Origin of the sequence: Vibrio crassostreae (assembly GCF_024347415.1) — a bacterium.
Taxonomy (GTDB): domain Bacteria; phylum Pseudomonadota; class Gammaproteobacteria; order Enterobacterales; family Vibrionaceae; genus Vibrio; species Vibrio crassostreae.
Genome location: NZ_AP025476.1, coordinates 1,673,599 through 1,695,682 on the forward strand (window position 1 = coordinate 1,673,599; position 22,084 = coordinate 1,695,682).

23 protein-coding genes and 2 pseudogenes are annotated in these 22,084 nt (G+C 44.3%); 14 read left to right on the forward strand and 11 right to left on the reverse strand.

The window, feature by feature from the left end; all coding sequences use genetic code 11:
• Positions 1-117: 117 nt before the first annotated feature.
• From artP to OC193_RS07740, 5 genes are all read left to right on the forward strand, one after another.
• Positions 118-846: an arginine ABC transporter ATP-binding protein ArtP gene (artP, locus tag OC193_RS07720; RefSeq protein WP_048665039.1), complete on the forward strand. Its 729-nt coding sequence runs from the start codon at positions 118-120 to the stop codon at positions 844-846.
• Between the two features lie 119 nt (positions 847-965).
• Complete coding sequence (locus OC193_RS07725; RefSeq protein WP_019820795.1) at positions 966-1,697, forward strand: arginine ABC transporter substrate-binding protein; 732 nt, start codon at positions 966-968, stop codon at positions 1,695-1,697.
• Positions 1,698-1,700: 3 nt separating this feature from the next.
• A complete protein-coding gene (artQ, locus tag OC193_RS07730; RefSeq protein ID WP_048664991.1) occupies positions 1,701-2,387 on the forward strand; it encodes an arginine ABC transporter permease ArtQ in 687 nt (228 codons plus the stop codon).
• Positions 2,384-3,052 (forward strand): arginine ABC transporter permease ArtM, encoded by a 669-nt coding sequence (artM, locus tag OC193_RS07735; protein ID WP_048658685.1) that lies wholly within the window; start codon positions 2,384-2,386, stop codon positions 3,050-3,052. The genes artQ and artM overlap by 4 nt, the downstream gene beginning before the upstream one ends.
• Positions 3,053-3,375: 323 nt before the next feature.
• Positions 3,376-3,876 carry a hypothetical protein gene (locus OC193_RS07740; RefSeq protein ID WP_080967360.1) on the forward strand — a complete coding sequence of 167 codons (501 nt, stop codon included), beginning with the start codon at positions 3,376-3,378 and terminating at the stop codon, positions 3,874-3,876.
• A gap of 20 nt (positions 3,877-3,896) precedes the next feature.
• Here the strand turns inward: OC193_RS07740 and OC193_RS07745 are convergent.
• A pseudogene (locus tag OC193_RS07745) lies at positions 3,897-4,113 on the reverse strand (IS110 family transposase); the annotation flags it as partial.
• A 66-nt stretch (positions 4,114-4,179) separates the two neighbouring features.
• On the opposite strand from OC193_RS07745, the pseudogene OC193_RS07750 reads away from it, so the two are divergent.
• The 9 genes and pseudogenes from OC193_RS07750 to OC193_RS07790 all read left to right on the forward strand — a co-directional run bounded on the left by OC193_RS07750 (position 4,180) and on the right by OC193_RS07790 (position 8,412).
• Positions 4,180-4,385 (forward strand): annotated as a pseudogene (locus OC193_RS07750) (hypothetical protein).
• Positions 4,382-4,849, forward strand: a complete 468-nt coding sequence (locus OC193_RS07755; RefSeq protein WP_048664992.1) for an AAA family ATPase — start codon at positions 4,382-4,384, stop codon at positions 4,847-4,849. The pseudogene OC193_RS07750 and the gene OC193_RS07755 overlap by 4 nt, the downstream one beginning before the upstream one ends.
• A gap of 221 nt (positions 4,850-5,070) precedes the next feature.
• A complete protein-coding gene (locus tag OC193_RS07760) occupies positions 5,071-5,493 on the forward strand; it encodes a hypothetical protein (RefSeq protein ID WP_048664993.1) in 423 nt (140 codons plus the stop codon).
• Between the two features lie 48 nt (positions 5,494-5,541).
• The gene (locus tag OC193_RS07765) at positions 5,542-5,973 is read left to right on the forward strand and encodes a hypothetical protein (protein ID WP_048664994.1); all 432 of its coding nucleotides are present in this window, start codon (positions 5,542-5,544) and stop codon (positions 5,971-5,973) included.
• Between the two features lie 104 nt (positions 5,974-6,077).
• Positions 6,078-6,482 carry a DUF1801 domain-containing protein gene (locus tag OC193_RS07770; RefSeq protein WP_048664995.1) on the forward strand — a complete coding sequence of 135 codons (405 nt, stop codon included), beginning with the start codon at positions 6,078-6,080 and terminating at the stop codon, positions 6,480-6,482.
• Between the two features lie 194 nt (positions 6,483-6,676).
• Positions 6,677-6,958, forward strand: coding sequence for a hypothetical protein (locus tag OC193_RS07775; RefSeq protein ID WP_048664996.1), 282 nt, complete (start codon positions 6,677-6,679; stop codon positions 6,956-6,958).
• Positions 6,959-7,022: 64 nt separating this feature from the next.
• Positions 7,023-7,472 carry a DUF3291 domain-containing protein gene (locus OC193_RS07780; RefSeq protein ID WP_048664997.1) on the forward strand — a complete coding sequence of 150 codons (450 nt, stop codon included), beginning with the start codon at positions 7,023-7,025 and terminating at the stop codon, positions 7,470-7,472.
• 103 nt (positions 7,473-7,575) lie between these two features.
• A complete protein-coding gene (locus OC193_RS07785; RefSeq protein ID WP_048658690.1) occupies positions 7,576-7,872 on the forward strand; it encodes a hypothetical protein in 297 nt (98 codons plus the stop codon).
• Positions 7,873-7,959: 87 nt separating this feature from the next.
• Entirely contained in the window at positions 7,960-8,412 is a 453-nt protein-coding gene (locus OC193_RS07790) for a hypothetical protein (protein ID WP_048658691.1), read from the forward strand.
• Positions 8,413-8,521: 109 nt separating this feature from the next.
• Here the strand turns inward: OC193_RS07790 and OC193_RS07795 are convergent, their stop codons facing one another.
• The 10 genes from OC193_RS07795 to OC193_RS07840 all read right to left on the reverse strand — a co-directional run bounded on the left by OC193_RS07795 (position 8,522) and on the right by OC193_RS07840 (position 22,007).
• Positions 8,522-10,024, reverse strand: coding sequence for an efflux transporter outer membrane subunit (locus OC193_RS07795; protein WP_048664998.1), 1,503 nt, complete (start codon positions 10,022-10,024; stop codon positions 8,522-8,524).
• 12 nt (positions 10,025-10,036) lie between these two features.
• Complete coding sequence (locus tag OC193_RS07800; protein WP_048664999.1) at positions 10,037-13,147, reverse strand: efflux RND transporter permease subunit; 3,111 nt, start codon at positions 13,145-13,147, stop codon at positions 10,037-10,039.
• Between the two features lie 9 nt (positions 13,148-13,156).
• Positions 13,157-14,266, reverse strand: coding sequence for an efflux RND transporter periplasmic adaptor subunit (locus tag OC193_RS07805; RefSeq protein WP_048665000.1), 1,110 nt, complete (start codon positions 14,264-14,266; stop codon positions 13,157-13,159).
• Positions 14,267-14,365: 99 nt separating this feature from the next.
• A complete protein-coding gene (locus tag OC193_RS07810; RefSeq protein ID WP_048658695.1) occupies positions 14,366-15,244 on the reverse strand; it encodes a LysR family transcriptional regulator in 879 nt (292 codons plus the stop codon).
• 175 nt (positions 15,245-15,419) lie between these two features.
• On the reverse strand, positions 15,420-16,079 hold the full coding sequence (locus OC193_RS07815) for a sugar transferase (RefSeq protein WP_048665001.1): 660 nt from the start codon (positions 16,077-16,079) through the stop codon (positions 15,420-15,422).
• Between the two features lie 9 nt (positions 16,080-16,088).
• Positions 16,089-17,276 carry a glycosyltransferase family 2 protein gene (locus OC193_RS07820; protein WP_048665002.1) on the reverse strand — a complete coding sequence of 396 codons (1,188 nt, stop codon included), beginning with the start codon at positions 17,274-17,276 and terminating at the stop codon, positions 16,089-16,091.
• On the reverse strand, positions 17,273-18,373 hold the full coding sequence (locus OC193_RS07825; protein ID WP_048665003.1) for a glycosyltransferase: 1,101 nt from the start codon (positions 18,371-18,373) through the stop codon (positions 17,273-17,275). Before OC193_RS07825 ends, OC193_RS07820 begins: the two co-directional genes overlap by 4 nt.
• Before the next feature lie 316 nt (positions 18,374-18,689).
• Positions 18,690-20,114 (reverse strand): GumC family protein, encoded by a 1,425-nt coding sequence (locus tag OC193_RS07830; RefSeq protein ID WP_048665004.1) that lies wholly within the window; start codon positions 20,112-20,114, stop codon positions 18,690-18,692.
• Positions 20,111-21,229 carry a glycosyltransferase gene (locus tag OC193_RS07835; protein ID WP_048665005.1) on the reverse strand — a complete coding sequence of 373 codons (1,119 nt, stop codon included), beginning with the start codon at positions 21,227-21,229 and terminating at the stop codon, positions 20,111-20,113. Before OC193_RS07835 ends, OC193_RS07830 begins: the two co-directional genes overlap by 4 nt.
• The gene (locus OC193_RS07840) at positions 21,222-22,007 is read right to left on the reverse strand and encodes an acyltransferase (RefSeq protein ID WP_048665006.1); all 786 of its coding nucleotides are present in this window, start codon (positions 22,005-22,007) and stop codon (positions 21,222-21,224) included. The genes OC193_RS07835 and OC193_RS07840 overlap by 8 nt, the downstream gene beginning before the upstream one ends.
• Positions 22,008-22,084: the final 77 nt, after the last annotated feature.

The window sequence follows — 22,084 nt, forward strand, 5'->3', positions numbered from 1 at the left end:
TTTTGTGCAATATTTGTTACAAAAATTCAACAAAGTAGTTTTTTATACATTTTTCTTGCATAAAACCTCGGATTGAATAGAATAACCAACAAATGACAATTAATGCAGTATTGTGGCATGAGTATTCAAGTAAAGAGCATCAACAAATCATACGGTGATACCCAAGTTCTTCACGACATCAGTTTCGACTGTGAGAGTGGCGAAACCTTGGTATTGCTTGGCCCAAGCGGCGCGGGCAAGAGTTCATTACTGCGTGTATTGAACCTGCTAGAAATCGCGGACAACGGCGAGTTAGACATTGCGAACGAGCAATTCGACTTTTCAAGCCAAATCCAAGAGAAGCAGGGGCTTAAACTTCGTCGTAAAGTCGGCATGGTGTTCCAGCAATACAACTTATGGCCACACATGACGGTGATGGAGAACTTGATTGAAGCACCAACCAAAGTGGCGGGTTTGGATAAGCAAGAAGCGATTAAGCAAGCTCAAGAAGTACTAAAGACACTTCAACTTGCTGACAAAGCAGACGCTTGGCCACTTCAACTGTCTGGCGGTCAACAACAGCGTGTTGCGATTGCACGTGCGCTGATGATGAAACCGGATGTGTTGTTGTTTGATGAACCAACAGCGGCGCTTGATCCTGAGATCACCAACCAAGTCGTGAGCATTATTAAAGAATTGAGCGGAACGGGCATTACCCAAGTGGTCGTAACGCACGAAGTCGATTTCGCGAAGAAAATTGCTAGCCACGTTCTGTACCTAGAGAAAGGGTACATCGTGGAACACGGCACCAGCGACGCATTTATTAACCCGCAGACTCCAGAGTTTGCTGAGTATCTTACTCATTAAGTAAGTCAGTTATTAAAGAAAGTTGACTCACTAGATTTAGCTAAACACAACATCAATTAAAACAATCAAATTATAAGAATGGCCACAGGCCGCTATTACACAGTATTCGGAGTAACAAAATGAAAAAGATTCTACTAGCTTCACTTATCGGCCTTGCTTCTTTCAACGCAGCAGCTCAAGAAGAAATCAAATTCGCAATGGAAGCAACTTACGCACCATTCGAATACATGGATGAGAACAACCAAATCCAAGGTTTTGATGTAGATCTAGCAAACGCACTTTGTGAAGAGATGAAAGCGACATGTACTTTCCACAACCAAGCGTTCGATAGCTTGATCCCTGCACTTAAATTCAAACGTTACGATGCCGCTATCTCAGCAATGGACATCACTGAAGCGCGTCTTCAACAAGTAAACTTCTCTAACGCTTACTACGATAACTCTGCAGCATTCATCTCTTTCGAAGGCAAAGTAGCAGACCAAGCCGCTCTAGAAGGCAAGCGTGTTGGTGTTCAAAATGGTTCGACTCACCAGAGCTACCTACTTGAGCAAATGACTGGCGTAACAGCAGTACCTTACTCAAGCTACCAAGATGCATTCATCGACATGAAGAACGGTCGTATCGATTCTGTATTCGGTGACACAGCCGTTGTAGCAGAATGGTTCAAGAAAGAAGACAACCTAACGTACGTTGGCGACCAAGTAACAAACCAAGAGTACTTCGGTAACGGCTTTGGTATCGCAGTAAACAAGAGCAACCAAGAACTTGTAGACCAGCTTAACGTTGCACTTGCAGCAGTGAAAGCGAACGGCGAATACGACAAGATCTTCAACAAGTACTTCGGTAAGTAATTTATGGAATTAACGGGTTACTCTTTAGGGCTCGTCGAAGCAAGCTGGATGACTGTTCAGCTTGCGTTCGTAAGCCTATTGGTTGGATTGGTTCTAGCAGTTTTGTTTGCAAGTGGTGAGATGTCTCGTCGTATTGCAATCAAATGGCCAACGACTGCATTTGTGACGATTGTTCGTGGTTTACCAGAAATTCTGGTCGTACTGTTTATCTACTTTGGTTCGACACAAGTTCTGTTCATGATCACTGGCGATTTCATAGAAGTGAGCCCGTTCTTATCTGGTGTTGTTGCACTGTCACTTATTTTTGCTTCTTACGCTTCGCAAACCTTGCGTGGTGCATTAAAAGCAGTAAGCAAAGGGCAGAGAGAAGCATCAAGCGCGCTTGGTATTTCTCAGTCTCGTGCATTCTTTCGTATCGTGTTACCTCAAGCGGTAAGACACGCACTACCAGGGTTAACCAACCAATGGTTAGTGTTACTGAAAGACACTGCATTAGTTTCGCTGATTGGTGTAACAGATTTGCTGAAACAAGCACAACTAACATCAGCGGCAACGCACGAAGCATTTACTTGGTACGCGACAGCAGCAGCAATCTACTTGGTCATCACTTTAATCACACAAAGATTGGTAAAAGTGATTGATGGTAAGTTCTCTATTCAAGGTTTGGGTAACAAAGGGGCAATGGCATGAATCAACAATACCTCTCTCAAATGCTTGAAGGCTTAGTAACCAGTCTACAACTCACAGGTGCTTCATTACTTGTTGGCTGTATCTTGTCACTGCTGATGACGGTAACGCTAATCCTAAGAATACCTGCGATTCACTGGTTCACTCGTGGCATCATCACGCTGTTCACCGGCACACCATTATTGGTGCAGATCTTCTTGGTGTATTACGGCCCGGGTCAGTTCGATTGGGTTCGTGAAAGCTTCATGTGGACTTGGTTAAGCCAACCATGGTTCTGTGCGATGCTAGCATTAGCTTTGAACACTGCCGCATACAGCACGCTACTGTTCAGAGGCGCATTCAACGCGATTCCAGCAGGGCAGTGGGAAGCATGTCGCGCACTTGGCATGGACAAAGTAGCAACGCTTAAAGTGTTACTGCCATACGCTTTGCGCCGCGCTGTTCCAGCTTATTCGAACGAAGTGATTCTAGTCTTCAAAGGTACGTCACTGGCCAGCACCATTACCATCATGGATTTGATGGGCTACGCTCAGCGTATCAACGGCCAAACCTACGACACACTTACCGTGTTCGGTATTGCTGGCGCATTCTACTTAGCAGTAAACGGCATACTAACGTTGATCTTCCGTCAGGTAGAGAAGAAGGCCCTCGCATTCGAAGCGGCGTAAGCTAGCCACCCACAAGCTTAACTAACGTGTAAAGCCTGCCATTTATGTCCCATAGATGGCAGGCTTTTTTGTGTTTTGGGGGATGTGTAGGGGTGCTGTGTTTATATCCAGTTTAGGAGGGGCTTTGTCAGGTCCATACGGTACATGAATATCTTGCTACCCATTATTTTGCGTGTTTATCTGTGCTTTAAGTCACTGAAATTATGAAATTAATTGTGGTAGAGTTCCTCTCATATGAAACTGGATGGGAATGATTCTGTATTTAGATGCAGAATTTTTCAGTCTAATAGCTGTTAGCCTAATCCAATAGTAAGTGAGTCTATATGACAGATAACATTTGGGAAGATAGAGAAACACCAGATCTTGAGCACATTCTCGAATTATTCAACAACGCTGAGTTGGGTGCATATCTAACAGGTCATTTATTGCTTGAGTCAGTACTTGTTCAATTAATAGAGTTGAAGCTTGACGATAGTGAGAAGATAAACCCATTTAACATGAGTTTTCCTAATAAGGTTAAGTTAGCGCTAAATCGCGGTTTAATTGGTCAATCAATGGCTGATTTCTTGATCGAAATGAATCGTATTAGAAACAGGTTAGCGCATCGTTTAGGTGAGCCCATTACTTTTGATTTAATCTTTGGTTTAGCCAAAGTTGCTCATTTGGGCGGCGTCGATTTTTCTGATGACACAATACATTCTGATTATCAGCTGTCTCAGCAGTGGTATGGGATTCAAGGAATCATCCAAGAAATATTCCAAAATGCCGCACAAGACCTTTCATTTATGATGGAAGAGCATGGTGGGGAATTTCAGTTTACTTAGGCTAACAAACGACTTTGACGTCAATGATTAGTTTTGGCTGTATTTTTATCCCACATGGCGTCACCTCTCAACATAGAATTAAGGGTCACAACCATCTTTCGTACACACGCGATTATTGCGACTTTCTTAGGCTTCCTGGCAGCTAAAAGTAGAACATAAGTTGCCTCGAATACGGGGTTGCATAGCCGACATCATTGCCATATATAACACTGTGCGTACTTGCGCTCGACCGCCTTGGTTTAAGGTCTGGTCGTAACGTCACTTACACCTATACATAGTTTTGCTTTCTAAGAGGGATTGAACATGAATCAAGGGATTTTCAAGAATCTGAAGCTGGCATTAGGTGTTGGTTTGGGTGTCGCCATTCATCAGTACTTTTTATCACGGATAGTGCGTTTGATTTCTATCGACCAATTGTGGCGCTTGGGTTTACGTTTGTCGTTAGCAGTATTGGTACACTTCTGAAAGATAGAATCATGCGTAACAAGGAGACTAAAGGGGCATCATGACTAAAATCTATTTCGTGTGTGGCTTTATAGGTTCAGGTAAAACGACTTACTCTAAAGCGCTTGCAGAAAAGCATGGCGCCTTTCGTTTCTCGATTGATGAGTGGATGATTCCTTTGTATGGCGAGCATATGGAGCGTGAGGTTTTTGATCGCCGGGTGGCTACGCTACAAGGTTTATTCAAAGACTCCGCAATGCAGCTGTTTTCCTTGGGGATTCCGGTAATTTTTGACTTCGGTTTTTGGCGTGAGTCTGAGCGAGATTCTTTTACAAGCTGGGCATCAAAACTAGGTGTGGACAGCGAAGTTCACTACCTTGATGTTCCCTTTGAGACTTGTAAGCAGAGAGCATTTAACCGTAACTCGGAATTGAATGGTAAGTCTTATGAAATGACACCTGAAATGTTAGATCTGTTTTGGTCTTGGTTTGAGGTTCCCACTTCAAATGAAAATGTTGTTTGGGTTTAATAGGAAGCTCGATAACGTATGTAGTCAGGCGCGAAGGTGAGTGGCGTTTTTGTTATCTAGCTTGTGTTCTAAGTCTCACGTTACATTGGGTTTATGAAAGTCTGAGTCGTCCATCGAATAGTCGTGTAACAAGGGCATTTCTCATGCCGTATTTTTGGTAATTAGTTCTTCCTGTCGATTATCGAATTTGTCCTAAACCCACTATAAGGCAGGGAGCCCCAATGAATAGAACGCTATGGTTCGCACTCATTTCGCTTTTGTTTTCAATGACAATGGTATTTTGTACATACAGTTATGGGACAGAGAGCCACGTTGAAGTAATAACACTCACTTTAGTACTGTCGGGCCCTCTAATTTTCACTTTTGCGCTTGTTGTCATTTTTTGTGGCGCACCAATCACTAACAGGTACAAGTTACTTGGAACCGTCGCCATTTGTGTGCATGCATTTACAGCCTCACTGCATCTGCTGTGGAACGGTTTTATGTTTGTCGATGTGATTAATAAACAAGGCTTAGGTCCGGGACAAGGTTATTCTGGTTTGATACTTTGGGTTGGTAGTATCAAGGCGATGCTACTTGGTTTGGTTGTGGGAGTATGCCTGTATTACTTGTTACGATTATTTAGAAAGGCCGCAGTAAGATAGCTGTTGGCTAGTTAATGGGTTGTTTCGTTTTCTATAGGAGTTGTCGCTGTGTTTTATAGTAAGGAATTCAACAAGGGATTGCTGCTCATCCTTGTTGCGATAAGTGCTTTCGTTGTCGTTACCTCTGAGAATAACCCCGGGACATTAGTCGCTCACGTCATCAACGGTTTAATCGCTTTGCTCTTTTTCTCGATGACAATTGAGGTCAAAGACAATGTACTAAGCTGGTATTTTGGTTTTGGCTTTTGGCGTAAGAATGTAGAAGTATCAGACATTGCAGAGACATCGTTCTATCAAAGCAAGTGGTATCAAGGTATTGGCATCCGAATGCTGAGCGATGGCTGGTTGTATAATGCATCGATAGGTTCAGCGCTGAAGTTAAGCTTGAGCAATGGAAAGCATGTTTACATTGGTTGTAAGGATACGGACGGTTTAAAGCTGGCCTTGAAAACCGCTAACGAACAGATAACTGAAAAATGATTTACTACGCTTGGCACTTTTCATTTAAAATTGGACTAATGTTTAAGGCGCTATGTTTTAAGTTGGCTGCATCTTAATATCGCAATAAGTGAATCGGAGATTGAATGGACAGAGCACTCAAAACACATTTCGACGAGTATCCAGATGATGTTCTATCTCGGCTTGAAGAGTTGCGTTCGTTAATCTTTGAGCTTTGCTCTGATTTGGAATTAGGTGAAGTCGAAGAGTCTCTGAAATGGGGCGAGCCGAGTTACAGCGTTAAGACGGGCAGTCCAATTCGAATCGATTGGAAATTAAAATCGCCAAATAACTATTACTTGTTCTTTAACTGTCAAACGAAGCTAATCGACACATTCAGAGAATTGCACGATGGCACATTGGCATTTCAAGGTAATCGGGCAATCATCTTGAACCTAACTGAACCACTTCCTAAAGCACCAATCAAGCAGTGCTTAGAGTTAGCCTTAACTTATCAACAACGAAAACATCTACCGCTTCTTGGCGCGTAATTCTTACGCGCTGTCATTATATTTCTTAAACTGGTTATCTGTGTTCTAGCTATCACTCTTTAAAGCGTTAAGACTGTACCATCTTGATTAGTATCAAGAGGCTAGGGAAGCTCTATAACCAACGCTGATTGTATTGCTTACCGTTTAAAAAGTTGTTCTAGTCACCTTGTATTTCAGACTTAAAAGGAAGTTGTATGAATTTAGATAAAGCCAAGAAACGTATCGCAAAGCAGGTTAAAAAAGGCGACCACGGATACCCTAAAATCACGTTAGCGTACTACGGAACGACCAAAGATCTCGCAACGGAAGTCGCAGTTCAATTTATGCTGAGTGAGGGCGATGGTGTCCAAGAAGAGCGTTTTTCTTGTGAAACCGAAATCCGACATAATGAACTAATCCAAACGACGTTACTCAAGATAATCGAGCGCGCTAATGTGAACTCAGTGATTGAAGTTGAAGGCGTGGCTGTTCTTTAGTTGTCTTAGTATCAGTCGGTGCGTTTGAAATTTTCTACTCATAATTTATCAAGGAAGGAACATTATGAAATTAGCTCAGTTAAATATCGCTCTGGCTAAATACCCGTTAGATGCGCCGGAAATCAAAGAGTTTGTCGATAACTTAGAGTTGGTTAACGGAATCGCAGAAAGCAGTGAAGGGTTCGTTTGGCGTCTGAAAGATGAATCTGGTGACGCCACCAACATCCAAGCTTTTGATGATCCTAATATGATTGTGAACATGTCGGTGTGGGATTCTGTGGATTCGTTAAAGGACTTCATGTTCCGCACACATCACCGTGATTTCATGCGCCGAAAGGGGGACTGGTTTCATCGTTTACCTGAAGATACTTATGTTCTTTGGTGGATCGAAGAAGACCATATTCCCACACTCGAAGAAGCGATAGAGCGACTTGAACACCTCAGAGAAATCGGTGATACGCCGTATACCTTCACTTTTAAAACCAATTTTACAGAGTCAGAAGCGCCAAAATAGCGTTCATAGATAACCAACATTATGTTTTTAGACGTTTTATGGTAATTCCCGTGAAGATGAGCCGGTTATTGGTATGATGTATCTATAGTATTCGAGAGGTTTTATGATGTTGAAAATGAAAAGTAGTGTACTTACGATGTGTTTATTCGGTTTCAGCATGAGTGCTACCGCTTCAACACTGGAAGAGTGTGCCAAACTTCTTCCTGACGGTCACACGTATAAAGTAGAGATCATTTTAGACGTAGATAAGACTGAGAAGGATCCAACGGTGAAAGGCAGTTTTGGTGTGACGGGGGGAGCGGATGCGCCAGATACTTTTGATATCGGTGATTTTGTCGAGTGCGCAGGTCCTCTGATCAAAACCGTAGATACAGACAGCAACGATGCGTCTAATTCCTAGTCACTGGTTGTTGCGTAAATAGTTCACTTTCGTCATGGAAGACATGAACAGGGGTACTTAAACTAGGTTGAGGTGAATAGGGTAATTATGGGCGATTATTTAGATATTTGGTTTACGGTTACCTCCTTAGTTTTTATTGTAAGCTTACTTTCAGCTCTTTTTGTTGGGGTCTGGCGTAAAAATATAAAAGCGTTGATTCTATTAAGTGGAGTCGCAGCAATCAGTATCGTTCTGTTTCTCTCTCAGAAGTATCAAATCCGAAAGATCCTCGCTCAAGAGCTGAGCGTGTCGAGTTTCGTTGTGGAGGCTCATGAGGAGTTTGAGGAATCTAAATTGTTAGATTCTTTGAGAAGTAGTAACTACGTAACGATGAATAGAACGAAACCTTTGTCAAAAAGTAAAGTTCGTATTGTTATTAACTCTGGCGAGGTTGAGTTATTGATAGCTCAAGACTCTAAGAACGAAGAACTGTTTTGGGTCTATTACCCTAAATACCGATTTAGTCGTTTAAACCCAATAGGAAAGGTACGTATCCGTTAAACATGGGTGCACAATTGCCACAGCGACTTTCAGTAACAAAAATACCGCCGACGATATCGGCGGTATTTTTTATTAGGCTTATTGCATCGTTCAGCTGAGAACAGAAAGATTAGTTAACGTGGGCTAATTCGACACTCTGTGTTTCATTAGCGACTTTCCAATCGCCACCTAACGCTTTATACACTGCAATCGTGGTATTGGCTGTTTGCAATTTAGCGGCCACTTGGCGATCTTGCATCATCTTTTGTTGCCTTTGAGCATCCAATACCGACAAGTAATCGACTAGGCCCGCTTTGTAGAGCGACTTTGCCTTGCTCACCGCGTTATCGACGGCGAGGGTGGCTTCATCGATGCGCTTTTGGTTCTCTTGGCTGCGACCGTACGCGAACAAGCTTGAATCTACTTCAGCGAATGCGCTGTCTACCGAATGTTGGTAGTTGAGTGCTGCCGAGCGAAATCTTGCCTCGTTCATATCTACCAAAGCTTCACCTCGGCCACCATCAAACACATTCCAACTGATGCCTACAGACGCAGCCCAACCAAATGAGTCGCTACTGAACAAGTCATCAAAGCTTCCCGCTGTTACGCCTGGTGTGCCAGTTAGGAAGAACTTTGGATAGCGATTGGCAATACTCGCCCCAAGCTCTTCGTTAATCGCAGCCATTTCACGTTCGGCGATTCTGATGTCTGGGCGTTGCTCTAACAAATCTGAAGGTATGCCTGTTGGGATCACATCTTTCATTCTTGGCAAGGTAAATTCGCCCGCTAAACGTTGGTTGACGTTCGCTAGCGATTCCCCCAACAACACCGCCATACGCTGCTTGTGAACTTGTTCGGCAATTTCTAACTGCGGAACTATCGACTCTGTGGCTGCGAGCATCGCTTTGGCTTGAGCGAGATCTAACTCAGAGCCATAACCGCTGCGAACCACTTTGGTTACCAACTCAAGTGTGCGTTGTTGGTCTTGGATGTTTTCCATTGCTATCGCTTTGCGTTCTTGCGCGCCGCGGTATTGCAGGTAGTTGTGAATCACGTCTGCGGTAATTAAAGTGTTCAAACCCGATTGGAATATCTCAGCTTGTTCTACTCGAATTGTTGCTGCGTTGGATTGTCTGTCGATACGTCCAAACAAGTCCATTTCCCACGCAATGCTCGCGCCTAAAAAGCCACCATCGTGTTGTGCTTCAAGCAACGACATACCTGTGGCTGATTCAACCGCGTCTGACGCGCCAAATACAGGGCCGAGTAGGGAGTCGTTCTCACTCAATTGATAGTTGTAGTAACCACCGCCAACATTCACAGTCGGCACTTTGAAAGATTCAACGACACTCTTATATGAGTTGGCAATGTTGATTCGCTCAGCTGCCAGTTTGAGCGGGATGTTCTGGTTTTGAACATCGGTCACCAATTGGTTAAGCGTTAGATCATTGAACTGCGTCCACCAATGATTATGTTGTTGGTTTGTCTCACTATGGCTTTCACTGTCTTGGCTATACAAGAAGGTTTCTGCAATGGTGGTTTTCGGCTCTTCGTAATCAGGACCAACCGCACAGCCAGTAAGTAACAAGGCTAGGGCAATAGGAGCCACTTTAAACTTAGGTAATAGATACATGTTTACTGCTCCTTATTGAGTGATGTTGGTTCGCTGGTTGTCTGTATTGCTAGGCGTTGTATCAAGCATGACCACCGCATCTTTAATCGCGTCTGACACGCTTACCTTTTCTTCTCCTCGGTAGAAGAGTTTGTACAACGCAGGCATAACGAACAGAGACAACACGGTTGCAGCCGCCAAGCCACCGATAATCGTTGCGGCCATTTGGTCGAACAGGAGATCCGTAAGTAGCGGGATCATGCCAAGTGCTGTGGTGAGTGCGCCCATTGAGATTGCCATAGTACGGTTTACCGTCGCTTCTTTGATGGCATCCGACAGTGTGCGACCGTCTTTACGTTCAAGTTCAATCTGGTCCATCAGTACAATACCGTTTTTGATGATCATGCCTGTCAGGGTTACTGCGCCGATCAATGCCATAAAGCCGAACGGTTTATCCAATAACAACAAGCTGAACGTCGCCCCCGTCGCCGCAAGCGGTAGAGTGGTCAGAATAATCACTGGTTGTTTAAAGCCGTTAAACATCGCGACCAGAATAATCACCATCAACAGCATCGCTTTAGGCAGTTGTTTTAGGATGTCACTCACCGCCTTATGCTCGTCGTAGTATTCGCCACCCCATTCAAGGCTGTAGCCCGGTGGAAGTGCGATGGCTTCAATGTCATCGATTACTGAGTTTCTAACAGCAGCAGGAGTGGTATAACGGCCAACACCGGCTTGTGCAGTAATGGTTTTCACTCGGTCACGACGCCAAATCATAGTTTCTTCGCTTGTTAGTTCAAAACCATCCACCACTTGCCCTAAAGGCACGCTGTGTAAGCCCAATAGCGAACGAACAGGCAATGTTTCTAGTGATTCTAGGTTGTTATATGTGCCTCGAAGCTGAATGGTGATCAGCTCATCGTTTAGGTTCATTCGACCCAGTGGCATGCCTTCAGAGGCGCGCTTCATTGCGAATGCGATGTCTGCTCGGTTGATACCAGCCAGACGAATCTTGTCTTGGTTGATGATTGGCTCAAGCACTTTGCTTTTTTGTCGCCAATCGTCACGCACGTATTTGGTATCAGGGTGCGCTTTTAAGATGGCTTTCGCTTGATTCGACAGGTCATGCAGCACGGCTACATCTGGGCCTGAAAAGCGAGCTTCGACACTGAATTTATCTGAGGTCGCCAGTTTTAAACCTCGGAATCGCGGATCGGCGTCAGGAAACTCTTTCGCTAGCCATTTGTCACCACGAGCAATCAGTGTGCTGAGCGATGGGTAATCAACAGCGTTAATCAAGATCTGACCATAAGCAGGGTCGAACGGTTCAGGCTCAATGGTTACCGAGAAACGCGGTGCGCCAGCGCCCACATAGGTTGAAATATTGGTCACTTCTGGCTGTTCAAGTAACCATGCTTCAATGCGTTCCATGTCTTGTGAGGTTTGCTCTATCTTCGCGCCATTCGGAAGCCAGTAATCAAGGAACAAGATAGGGCGATCCGCTTGCGGGATGAAGTTAATCGCTATGTTCGGAATCGCCAACGCGGTGACCAGAATAAGTGGGACGAGGGCAGTCAACGCTTTGATTGGATTATCGACCGTCCAGTTCACGCTTTTGCGGTATAAGCTCACTTTAGAGTCGGTTTTTTGTTTGGTTGGTTTGATGAACATCCAGCACATAAGAGCGGTGAAGGTCATTGCTACAAACCAAGACAACAGTAGCGAAGAGGCAATGATTAAGAATACTGAACTGGCAAATTCAGCGGCATCGGTCTGAGAGAAGATAACCGGACTCGCACCCATAATCGCGATTACTGTTGCACCAAACAAGGGTGTCGCTGTCTCTTTCACAGAATCAATGGCTGCTGCAGTTCGGTCGATACCTTTGTTGATCTTCACGATCATCATATCGGTAATCACAATTGCGTTATCAACTAACATGCCGAGCGCAAGGATAAACGTACCCAGAGACACACGATGCAAATCGATCGCCGCAATGTTCATGTAGATAAGCGTGAGTAGAATCGTCAATAGCAGGCTTGAACCAACAATCGTTGCACTCTTTAGACCCATGAAAATCGACAACACAACAAACACAATCGCGACACTTTCAAGCAAGTTGCTTACGAAGTTATCTATCGATTTCTGAACTTCTTCAGGTTGGTTAGCAACGGTCGCGACTTCAACACCTAAGGGCAGTGATGCTTGGAACTCGTCAACCACTCGATTGATATCGTCACCCAAAGATACAACGTTCACGCCAGAGACAGGGCTCATTGCAAGAGTTACGGCTGGTACGCCGTTGTAGCGGTTTTCCGTCATCATTGGTTCTTGGTAACCCATAGTCACATCAGCAATGTCACCAAGTCGAATTAGACCTGTCCCCAAATCACTGACACCACCTTTGATCATAAGGTTGTTAATATCAGCGAGTGAAGTGAATTGGCTAGATTGCTGAACACGAATACGCTCACTGCCCGCAGCAAATTTACCCGCATCAAATGTTGCGTTTTGTGTATTGAGTTGACTCCAAACCTGAGCCATCGACAAACCATATTGCGCTAAACGTTCGTCCGGAATATCGATATGCACTACGCGAGGTTGAACGCCATGCAGCTCTACTTTTTTAATGCCGTCGACGGTTTTAATGCGACGTTGTAACTCTTCTGCATAAGTGCGTAGTTCTGAAGGAGAAGCGTCTTCACCGTACACAGAGAAAAGCATGCCGTACACTTCAGAAAACTCATCTTGCACAATGCTGATTTGTGCTGTGCTCGGTAGAAGCATTTTCATGTCTGATACTTTACGGCGCAGTAAATCCCAATCTTGTGGCAGTTCTTTTGAGTTCAAAGACTCTTTTAAATCGACAAACACCATCGACATGCCCGGACGAGACAAAGAGCGCAGGCGGTTTAAGTTCGCCATTTCTTGAAGCTTGGTTTCTACCGTATCTGTTACCTGTTGTTCCACTTCTTCGGCTGAGGCGCCGGGGTAGAGCGTAACAACAACGGCCGTTTTGACAGTGAAGCTAGGGTCTTCGAGCTTACCGAGATCAAAATATGAGTACAGACCAGCGATGACACTCAACACAGTGAAGAACAGGACGAAGGTTCGTTGCTTTATAGCAAAATCAGCTAAGTTCATGGTGCGTACCTACAGATCTTTTACTTGGATTGATGAGAAATGTTGACCTTCTTGCACGTACTGCGCGCTACTCACCACCACATAGTCGCCATTTCGAAGTTCTGATTCGACACACGCGGTATTCTTACCGAATGACGCTACATTGACGGGCACAGAGATGGCTTGTGAGTTTTTGATGGTGAAGACCTGTTCGTTGCCTGATTGGTTAACGATGGAGGAATAAGGCAGGCAGAAATTGTCGCTGCTTTCCCCCAGTTGTGTGGTGAGGGTAACTGCTTTACCTGGCAACAGACTGAGTGTGTCGTCATTTGCCAAATCGTCTAGACGATAGGTGACCGAATAGGTTTGTTTGATTGGGTGAGGGAGTGTAGAAATCTCAGTCGCATGACCAGTAATAGACTTCTTTGCGTGATACCAACTGATGGTGGCTTGCTGTTCGGCTTCGAATTGATGAATCAGGTTTTCAGGCACATCAATGGTCACCTCAAGCTGTTCTGGCTTGTGGATAGTGAAAACCGAGACACCCGGCAGCACTTGTTCGTATTGGTCAAAATTAGAAGAGGCAACCACACCATCGAATGGGGCAAGCAGGCGAGTGTAGCGAACCGAGTCTTTTGCTCGGCGTATGTTTTGTTCAACCACTTTTACGGCGGCTTCACTGCGTTCGTAGCCGCTGATCGCTCGGTCTAAGTTCACGTCCGCAATTGCATTGTCATCAATCGCTTGTTTTACGCGAGCTAATTCGGCTCTTGCGAGTTTATGTGCTGATTTGGCTTCTAACGCGCGGGCTTGTAATTCTTCTAACGCCACTTGGTAATCGTGTGGGTCTAACTGAGCAATCGCTTGACCCTTTTTCACGCTATCGCCAGTTTTGACTAACAATTCTTGAATGGTGCCGGGAACACGAAAAGCCACACCTGCCGTTTCAACCGACTGAAGTTTGCCTGTGAAGGCTTTGCTGGCTTGTTGAGGTTTAGATTCGAGTTGTACGACTTGAATTGGACGCTCTTCCGTTACTTTAGATGAATCTGCAGTTGGTTCCGTAGAAACAGACTGGTTGCAACCGATAAGAGGGAGAAGAGTGGCTGCGAGTAGAGAGTAGCGATAGATGGACATCATGAATTGCTCCTAAATATTGATGGAGCAATTCTATCGAGATGAAGTCTAGAGATAATCAGTGCTAACGGTATAACACTGTCACACTATTCATGACAATAATTAGAGATTTGGTAATTCTTGTAATAAGAAATCAATCAATAATTGGCTAGCGTGGCTGAGAGCTTTGCGTTGTGGATACAATAACCAAGCTTCTTCTTGTTGCATGGTGTGATCAGGAAAAAGATTGATCAGTGAGCCTTCTTTAAGTTCTTGTCTCACCATCAATTGAGGCAATAACGCGATACCTCGATGACGGGTAGACGCACCTTTCACAAAACCAATACTGTCACTAACGATAGACGGTTCTACCTTTACAACTTGGCCTGATATTTCCCATTCCTTATCAACATCACCACTTGGCCAACGGAAACAGACAAACGGAAATTTAGACAGCTCTTCAAGCGTTGTAGGTTTACCTGATTTAGCAATGTATTCAGGGCTAGCAACGAAAATACGCTGCAAATCCATTACCTTACGCGCGACAACATTAGAGTCACTCAGACGACCTCCATGCATTGCAAGGTCTAACCCTTGTCGATACATGTCGATAAAACCGTTACTGATGCTGCGAATATCAAGTTCAATCTCTGGGTAAAGGTCTTGGAATTTGAATAGGGTGGCTTGAACGATGTCACCGGTTTCAGGCAGCAAACCTATTTTGACTCGACCATGTGGTACTTCCAACAAGTTGGAAGCCATGTGATTGGCCTTTTCAAGTGCGCTTAAGGCTTTCAATAGCTCGTTGTAATAGAGTTCGCCAGATTTTGTGACTGACAAACTGCGTGTTGTACGAAAGAACAACTGAATGTTCAAAGACTTCTCTAAGTCATTGATGCGGCGACTAACGTTCGCTCTTGGCAGGTCTAATGCATTCGCAGCAGCGGTAAAGCTACCCAGCTCAACCACGGTGGTGAACAATTTAAGATCTTCGATTTTCATTGAAAGGTCCTTCGAACACAGGCTAAGAATGTTTCGCGGTATCGTATATCAAATGGTATATAAAATCGAAAAAAACCAATGAGTAATTAACGACTCATTGGTTTTAATAGGACTTGAATCAAAAACCGTGGGACTAAGGCGAACGGAAACTGACAATTGGCTGCAAAGTCTAGTTTTAACGGCCTCGACCATCGACCATCACAACAATCGTCTTAGTGATGATGCTTAGGTCAGCCGCAATCCAAGATTTCATTGAACACAGGCTTAATGCATAGCTATGATCGAAGCCAACTTTACGACGTACATCATCAATGCAGGTGTCGTAACCTTGATTCACTTGTGCAAGCCCAGTGATACCAGGCATTACGCCATATGTACGGTCAGCGAAGTAAGGAATTTCGTTCTCTAGTTTGGTGTAAAAAGTAGGGCGTTCAGGGCGTGGGCCAATTAGAGACATTTCACCTTTCAATACATTGATCAGTTGTGGCAGTTCATCAAGACGAGTCTTTCTCAAAAAGCGGCCAACGGGTGTGATTCGTGGGTCATTTTGTGTAGCCCAAACCGCACCAGAACGAGACTCTGCATCTTGATACATGCTGCGGAACTTCATGATTTCAAATATCTCCATTTTCTCCGGTGTTGATTTACCCACACGAAGTTGACGATAAAAGATTGGGCCTCGTGACGTAAGGACAATGGCCAGCGCAATAAATGGAAACACCGGAGACAAGATAATCAGTGCTAGCAAAGAGCTGACAAAGTCGAACGTACGTTTCGCACGAGAGATTTTGTTTTGGTATAGGTTTTGGTTTGATAATTGGTCAATGTTTATCATGGTCAGTCCTTAACGATTAGCTCGAGTCCAAGGTGAGTTTTCTAGTCCAAATAGGTAACGTAAGCCACCAATAAAGTTGGCGTAATGACCAACGACTAAGTATGAAATTAACGAAATAGGTTTGATTATTAGGCTTTTCGGCAGAATACATCCCAATAAACCGATGCTGTATACAACCACTTGCGCCCAAAGCAGAACTTCAAATAGCAGGTATTCTTTAAGTAAAATTGAACACACTAAGCACACAATCATTAAATATGGTGTTAGTAGGCGAAGTCCTTTGCCTGAGAAGAACGCAAACGCGATGCCTTTGAACTTCGGGCTGAACAAGCCAAACAATCGAATCGCTTGTTGCATGTTGCCCGCTGAAATACGAAGTCTTCTTTTGAAGTCTGTTTCTAGGTTCGATTCTTCTAGCTCTAGTGCCACCATTTGGGTTTCATACTCAGCAATGTAACCTTGTTTTACGATTTGCATAGGTAAAATGAAATCATCATTGATGGTATTTAATGGAAGTAGTTCAAAGAGGTGTGTTCTGAACAAGTAGAAGGCGCCATGAGAACCTAAGCTAGACCCCAGTGATGCCTCACACTGTTTAACGGCTGTTTGATATTCCCAGTAGGTGTTTTCTCCCTCGTTACCTGTTGGGCATAATTGGTATGTTGCATTTACTACACCCACCGCGTCACTTTCAAAGTGAGCAGCTGCAATTAACAACGCATCCAATGAAATCAATGCTGAAACATCACTAAGCGCTGTAATGTCGCTATTAATATTTGTCACTTCTTCGTTAACTACGGCCACTTTACCTCTGTTTTGTGTGTGGTCGTGTATCTCAAAATGAATGTCGCTACACATCGCCTCTTGGATGGTCATCTGAGCAATGTCGACGGTTTTATCGGTACAGCCATCACAAGCGATGATCACTTCCAACTTCTTCTTTGGGTAATCTAACGAAGCGAGATTACGAATCTTGTCTGCTATCCATTGCTCCTCATTAAAAGCGGGAACAAGAATGGTGATAGTAGGAAGTGTGCAGTCTTGTTGTGCCTCTTTATAACAACGATGACTCTCTTGAACTTGACGTGCAGGGTGGTTTTTCGCGTACCAGCGCAGCAATAAAGGGTAGGCTGCGTGATGATAGACAATCAACGCACCTGAAAATAAACAAAGTCCGGCAAGTAACCAATCTATCATGCGTAAGCTCCTTCTGAGATGTCGTTGTAAGACGAAACCATTTCGATGATGTCGAAGTTCTCAAGCACGTAGCGTCGAGGTGATAAAAAGCGTTCATTTTGATTCTCTAACAACGCATTGGCTAATCCTGTAATACTGCCTTTTTTAACGAGTGTTCCACTGACTGGGCATAAGGTTTCATCGACAGCGCCAACGTCCATTGCGACGGTTGGAATATTGCACGCTTGAGCTTCGAGTGTTGAAAGAGGCAACCCCTCGTGGCGAGAAGGAAGGCAGAAAGTATCCAACGCTCCGTAAAACGTGGTCATGTCGTCGACTAGGCCGAGGAAGATGACTCGGTCACTGAGATTCAATCGGCTAGTGAGTTGCTCTAGTTGATTGCGTTTCGTACCGCCGCCAGCAAATGCAACAACCATGTTTTCAGGTAGAAGAGTCAACGCTTTGATGAGTTGGTCTTGGCCTTTGACGTGTTCTAATCGACCTGCACAGCCGATGATGTGTTTGTCTGTTGGTAGGTTCAGGTTTGCTCTTGCATGCTCTTTCGACATTGGCTTAAATTTCTCACAATCCACACCATTTTTGATGGTAATGATGTTCTCGTAAGAAAAAGCGGTGTGGAGCTGGTTGTAAACACGTGTCGCGTCGGCAACCAACGTTGGCTGAGCAGCTTTTAAAGCAAGCGCTTGTAAACGACGACGTTTACTATTGTTTAGGTGCCAAGCATCATGTTCAGTATGAATTCGAGTTGGAACACCCGTTACGCGTGCGGCATATCCAGCATAAAGCAGGGGGCCGATGTGATGGGTATGAACCACATCAGGTTGAATACCATTAAATGCTTTAATCAATTTGATGATGATATTGAATTGCACACCTGGGGACTTATCCAAAAAGACGATCTGATTTTGGTACTGCTCTAACTTAGGCCAGTTGTTGATCGAGTCTTGTTTTGTTCCTTCTAGACTGACAATCAACACTTGGTCTGTTGGTTTAGCAAGGCGCAGTAGGTCTAGGGTCAGAGTCTCCAAGCCGCCCGGTGCAAGGTGCTGAACAACATGTATTATCTTTTTGCCATTCTTTGTGAGTTGCTTTCCCATAATTTCGTCCCTTACGCTAACGTTCTAATGTTTCTTTTCAGCTTCCAAAATTGTTCTGAAGTTAACATTGCACGCGGCGTGCCAAATAATTAGTTTCTATTTTTCAATGGGTTACGATTGCCGGTCGTTACGTGGTGATCAATTCTCAAAATGGGAATCAAAACAGAAGGTAAATATGGAGCTGTGGAAAGAAGGTTGAAGGGTGTGAAACCTTAGGAGGAGCCTGACCTTAATAAGCCATATCAGAAACGAAAACACCAACGTGTTGTTGGTGTTTTCGCATACGTGATTAGCAGGTTAACTAGGACTCAAAGATTTAACTCATTTTGGGAATAACGGTTATAACAGAAACACCCAAAATATCTTCAATTTCGCTTTTACGTTTGATTGAAGAGTCGAAAAGTTCGAACAGGATTGCTAACCCTGCACCTAAGCCAATACCCGCAATTAAACCAGCAAGGATAAATATGAAAGTCGGCATGTTAGATTTGATGCTCGGCGTAAAGGGTAAATCAATGATCTTCACACGTTTGTTTTCCTCAAATACACCGAGAGATCCCGTTAACTGCGCCATTTCGTAACGCTCAGTCAGTTCATCATAAAGTTGACGTTTGATATTCACATCACGTTGCAATCGATACATTTCTTTGGCGTTTTCACCAAAGTTATTGGCTTTGTTTTCCAGTTCAAAAATCATGGTGCGAAGGCTTTTTGTTTCTTCTTTTAATGATTCAAAACGTGCGCGAACCAATTGCAAGCTGTGAAGCTGTGTTACTAACAAGGGTTGCGTGTCAGAAAGCTTGTTCAATGTTGTACTACTTGCTATGTCCCACAACTGGTCATTATTCATGCTTGGTTGTTTTAGTTCTAATAACACTTTTCTTTCATTTTCAAGTCGTTCTAACTCGCGAACTTTTGCCTGCACTGCGCTGTGTTGGTCAGTGTATTTGGCTTGTAGCAAAGTCAAAGCGCTACGGATATCGATGATCTGATCTTCTAATCGTCCGATAACAGGATTCGTTTTTGAAAGTTGTTGGTCTATTGAACCTAAGCTTTTTTGAACGCCTGATAGTTCGGCTTCTTTTTCAGCCAGTGTTTGTTTCAACGAGGCCAATCGATTCAAACTTTGGCTCTGAACTTCTGGAGTTGAATGCACGTTTTCGTTCACATATACCGCGAGTGCTTCTTCTGCTTGAGCGAGCTCAGCGCTTCGTTCATCTATGTGAATTTTAAGGAAACTGCTTGAGTCTTGGATAGAAGAACGTTCTGGTGCCAACAACTGCTCAATGAAATGTTCACTAACCGAACGCAGCGTTGCCTCCATACCAACTGGCGTATCCGAACTTAGGCTTATCTTTAGGAAGTCTTTCCCTAGTTGTGTGACGGACAAACGTTGAGATAAGTCAGTAATGATCTCTTGTTTTTCGATGTCCGACATATCAGGTGTCGTTAGTTCAAGTTCTTGCGCCACAGAATAAAGTACATGTCGACTGTGCAATAAGGTGCGAAGTGCACTCATGCGGTCTTTCAGCATGGTGGATACCGCGATGTCTTCAAGAAAAGGGTTCATCTTAGCGGTTTCTTGAATCAACATACTGGTGTGCGCGTCGTATTTGGTTGGTGCTAACTTACTCACGCCAAACCCGACGAAAGGAAGAATTAGAATCGGCACCAAGATAACGTAACGTTGACGCCAAGCTGCGTTTAATAGAACCAACAGTCGTAGTTTTAGGTTATTCATAATAGCTCCAACATCCAATGTACGAAGTTACCACGGTTCTGCCAGCTGTCTTGTTCGACGACAGAGATAGGTGAATTGCTTAGCTGGCGCGCATGATCAAGCGCCCAAATCATTTGGTTGGCACTGCCAACCGTGGTTACGTGCTCTTGGTATGGAAGCAAAGCAGGGAACGGTGTTGCGATAATTGGTGTACCAGCCGCAAGGTATTCCATTAATTTGAGTGGACTGCAAGCTCGGATCTGCTCGTTATCAACGAAGGGTAATAAGCTCACATCCCAGTGCTGCGAATAGCTTGGCAGAGTGTGGTGTGGGCGAGGGCCTAAGTAATGCACATTACTCAACTTTGGCAGCATTAGCGTATCAAGCTCGTTTGGGCCAATGAATACAAAGTCCCATTCAGGCGCTGCACTGGCGACGCGTTCTATCATGTCGTAATCGAGCCACTTTGAAAGACTGCCGTAGAAACCAGCAACAGGGCGATGGCTGCTTGGTAGATCTGTTGCTCGAGGTGCGGGAGTTGAAAAAAGACTCACATCAACACCATGTGGCAAAAGCTGTGTTTTGTCTTCTGGGAACTTAGTCATCAACTTATCGCTAGCCGCAAAGATCAGGTCTGCTTTTTCTATCAGCTCAGATTCATGCTTGGCTACCGTGTCATGATCGACACCAGCTAACGCACTAAAATCGTCACCACAGTAATAAACCACCGATGACTCACCTAAGTGTCCACACAAATCAACCGCTGTCGGAAGGGAGGTCCATAGAATCGGCGCTTCCAGTTTGAGTTCAGCAATGATCGGTTTTAACTGATGTAACATCATAAACTTGGCTAGCTTTCTTGAGATTGCGGAGTCTGGTGCGGGTATTGTTTTTAAGTTAACGACTGTAATGTTGTCGTGCCCCTCAGAATCAAGCATGTTCTGCGTTACCGCTTTAGTCTTGCCAAACAACTTGTTGAACGCTCGTGTAGCATCTTTAGCTGACAGCTTCGGTTGTCTTAAACCAATCGAGTTAACCCATAACACTTTATGACGCAGTGCCAAATGACGCACGAGATGTTGTGTTGATGATGGAAGGCCACCGAAGTCTTCTCCGAATACAATGAGATCACGCATGGTCACCTCCATGAGTTTCTAATGAATCAAATACGTCTGACTCTGTCACTTCTACTGACTTTATCTGTCCTACCACTCGTGCGGGGTTACCCGCAGCAATAGCAAAAGCAGGGATACTTTTCGTTACGACACTGCCGGCAGCAATCACAGCGCCTTCACCAATGGTCACTCCGCCTTTTACCGTAACATTTGTGCCTAGCCATACATCTTGTTCAAGAATGATATCGCCGATTTGTTGTGGGTCGTCGCCTTCACCTAGTGCTCTGCGTTTTGCATCAAGAGGGTGACCAGAATAACCAAACAGGAATGCGCCACCTGCAATACGAACGTTATCTGAGATGATGACGCGCTTACCAACTGCAATCGTTGACTGCCAACCGATGTCGACATTGTTACCAATAGACAACAGCGGGTGCTCTAAACCTTCTAGTGGCTGGGTACACCCAGAAAATGTTGTGTGGCCAGACACTCGACAATCATCGCCGATAGAAATTTGTAGTGGGCCGCTGACGAACGGAAGACCGCCATACAGATATAAACGTTTACCACTTTGGGCTACTCGACCTTTGAATGCAGGCGTCCAATAACAAAAGCGCGTAACCCCGCCGATGATGTTCACAATAAGTTTGTGTACTTGGTATAGAGCGCGATTGAAAATTTGTGGGGTCGGTAATTCGGCACTTCTGATATTTTTCAAAATGAAAAACACATTCCGAATTCGAGAATTCGGGTGGAACTTAAGCCAATGTTTGAATTGGTGGATAGATGCTGACGTCATAATGAAACTCCTTATGTATTGTTATATAGGAGTACTTTCATATACTGTGCCACAAACTAACTCACTATTTTTCAATG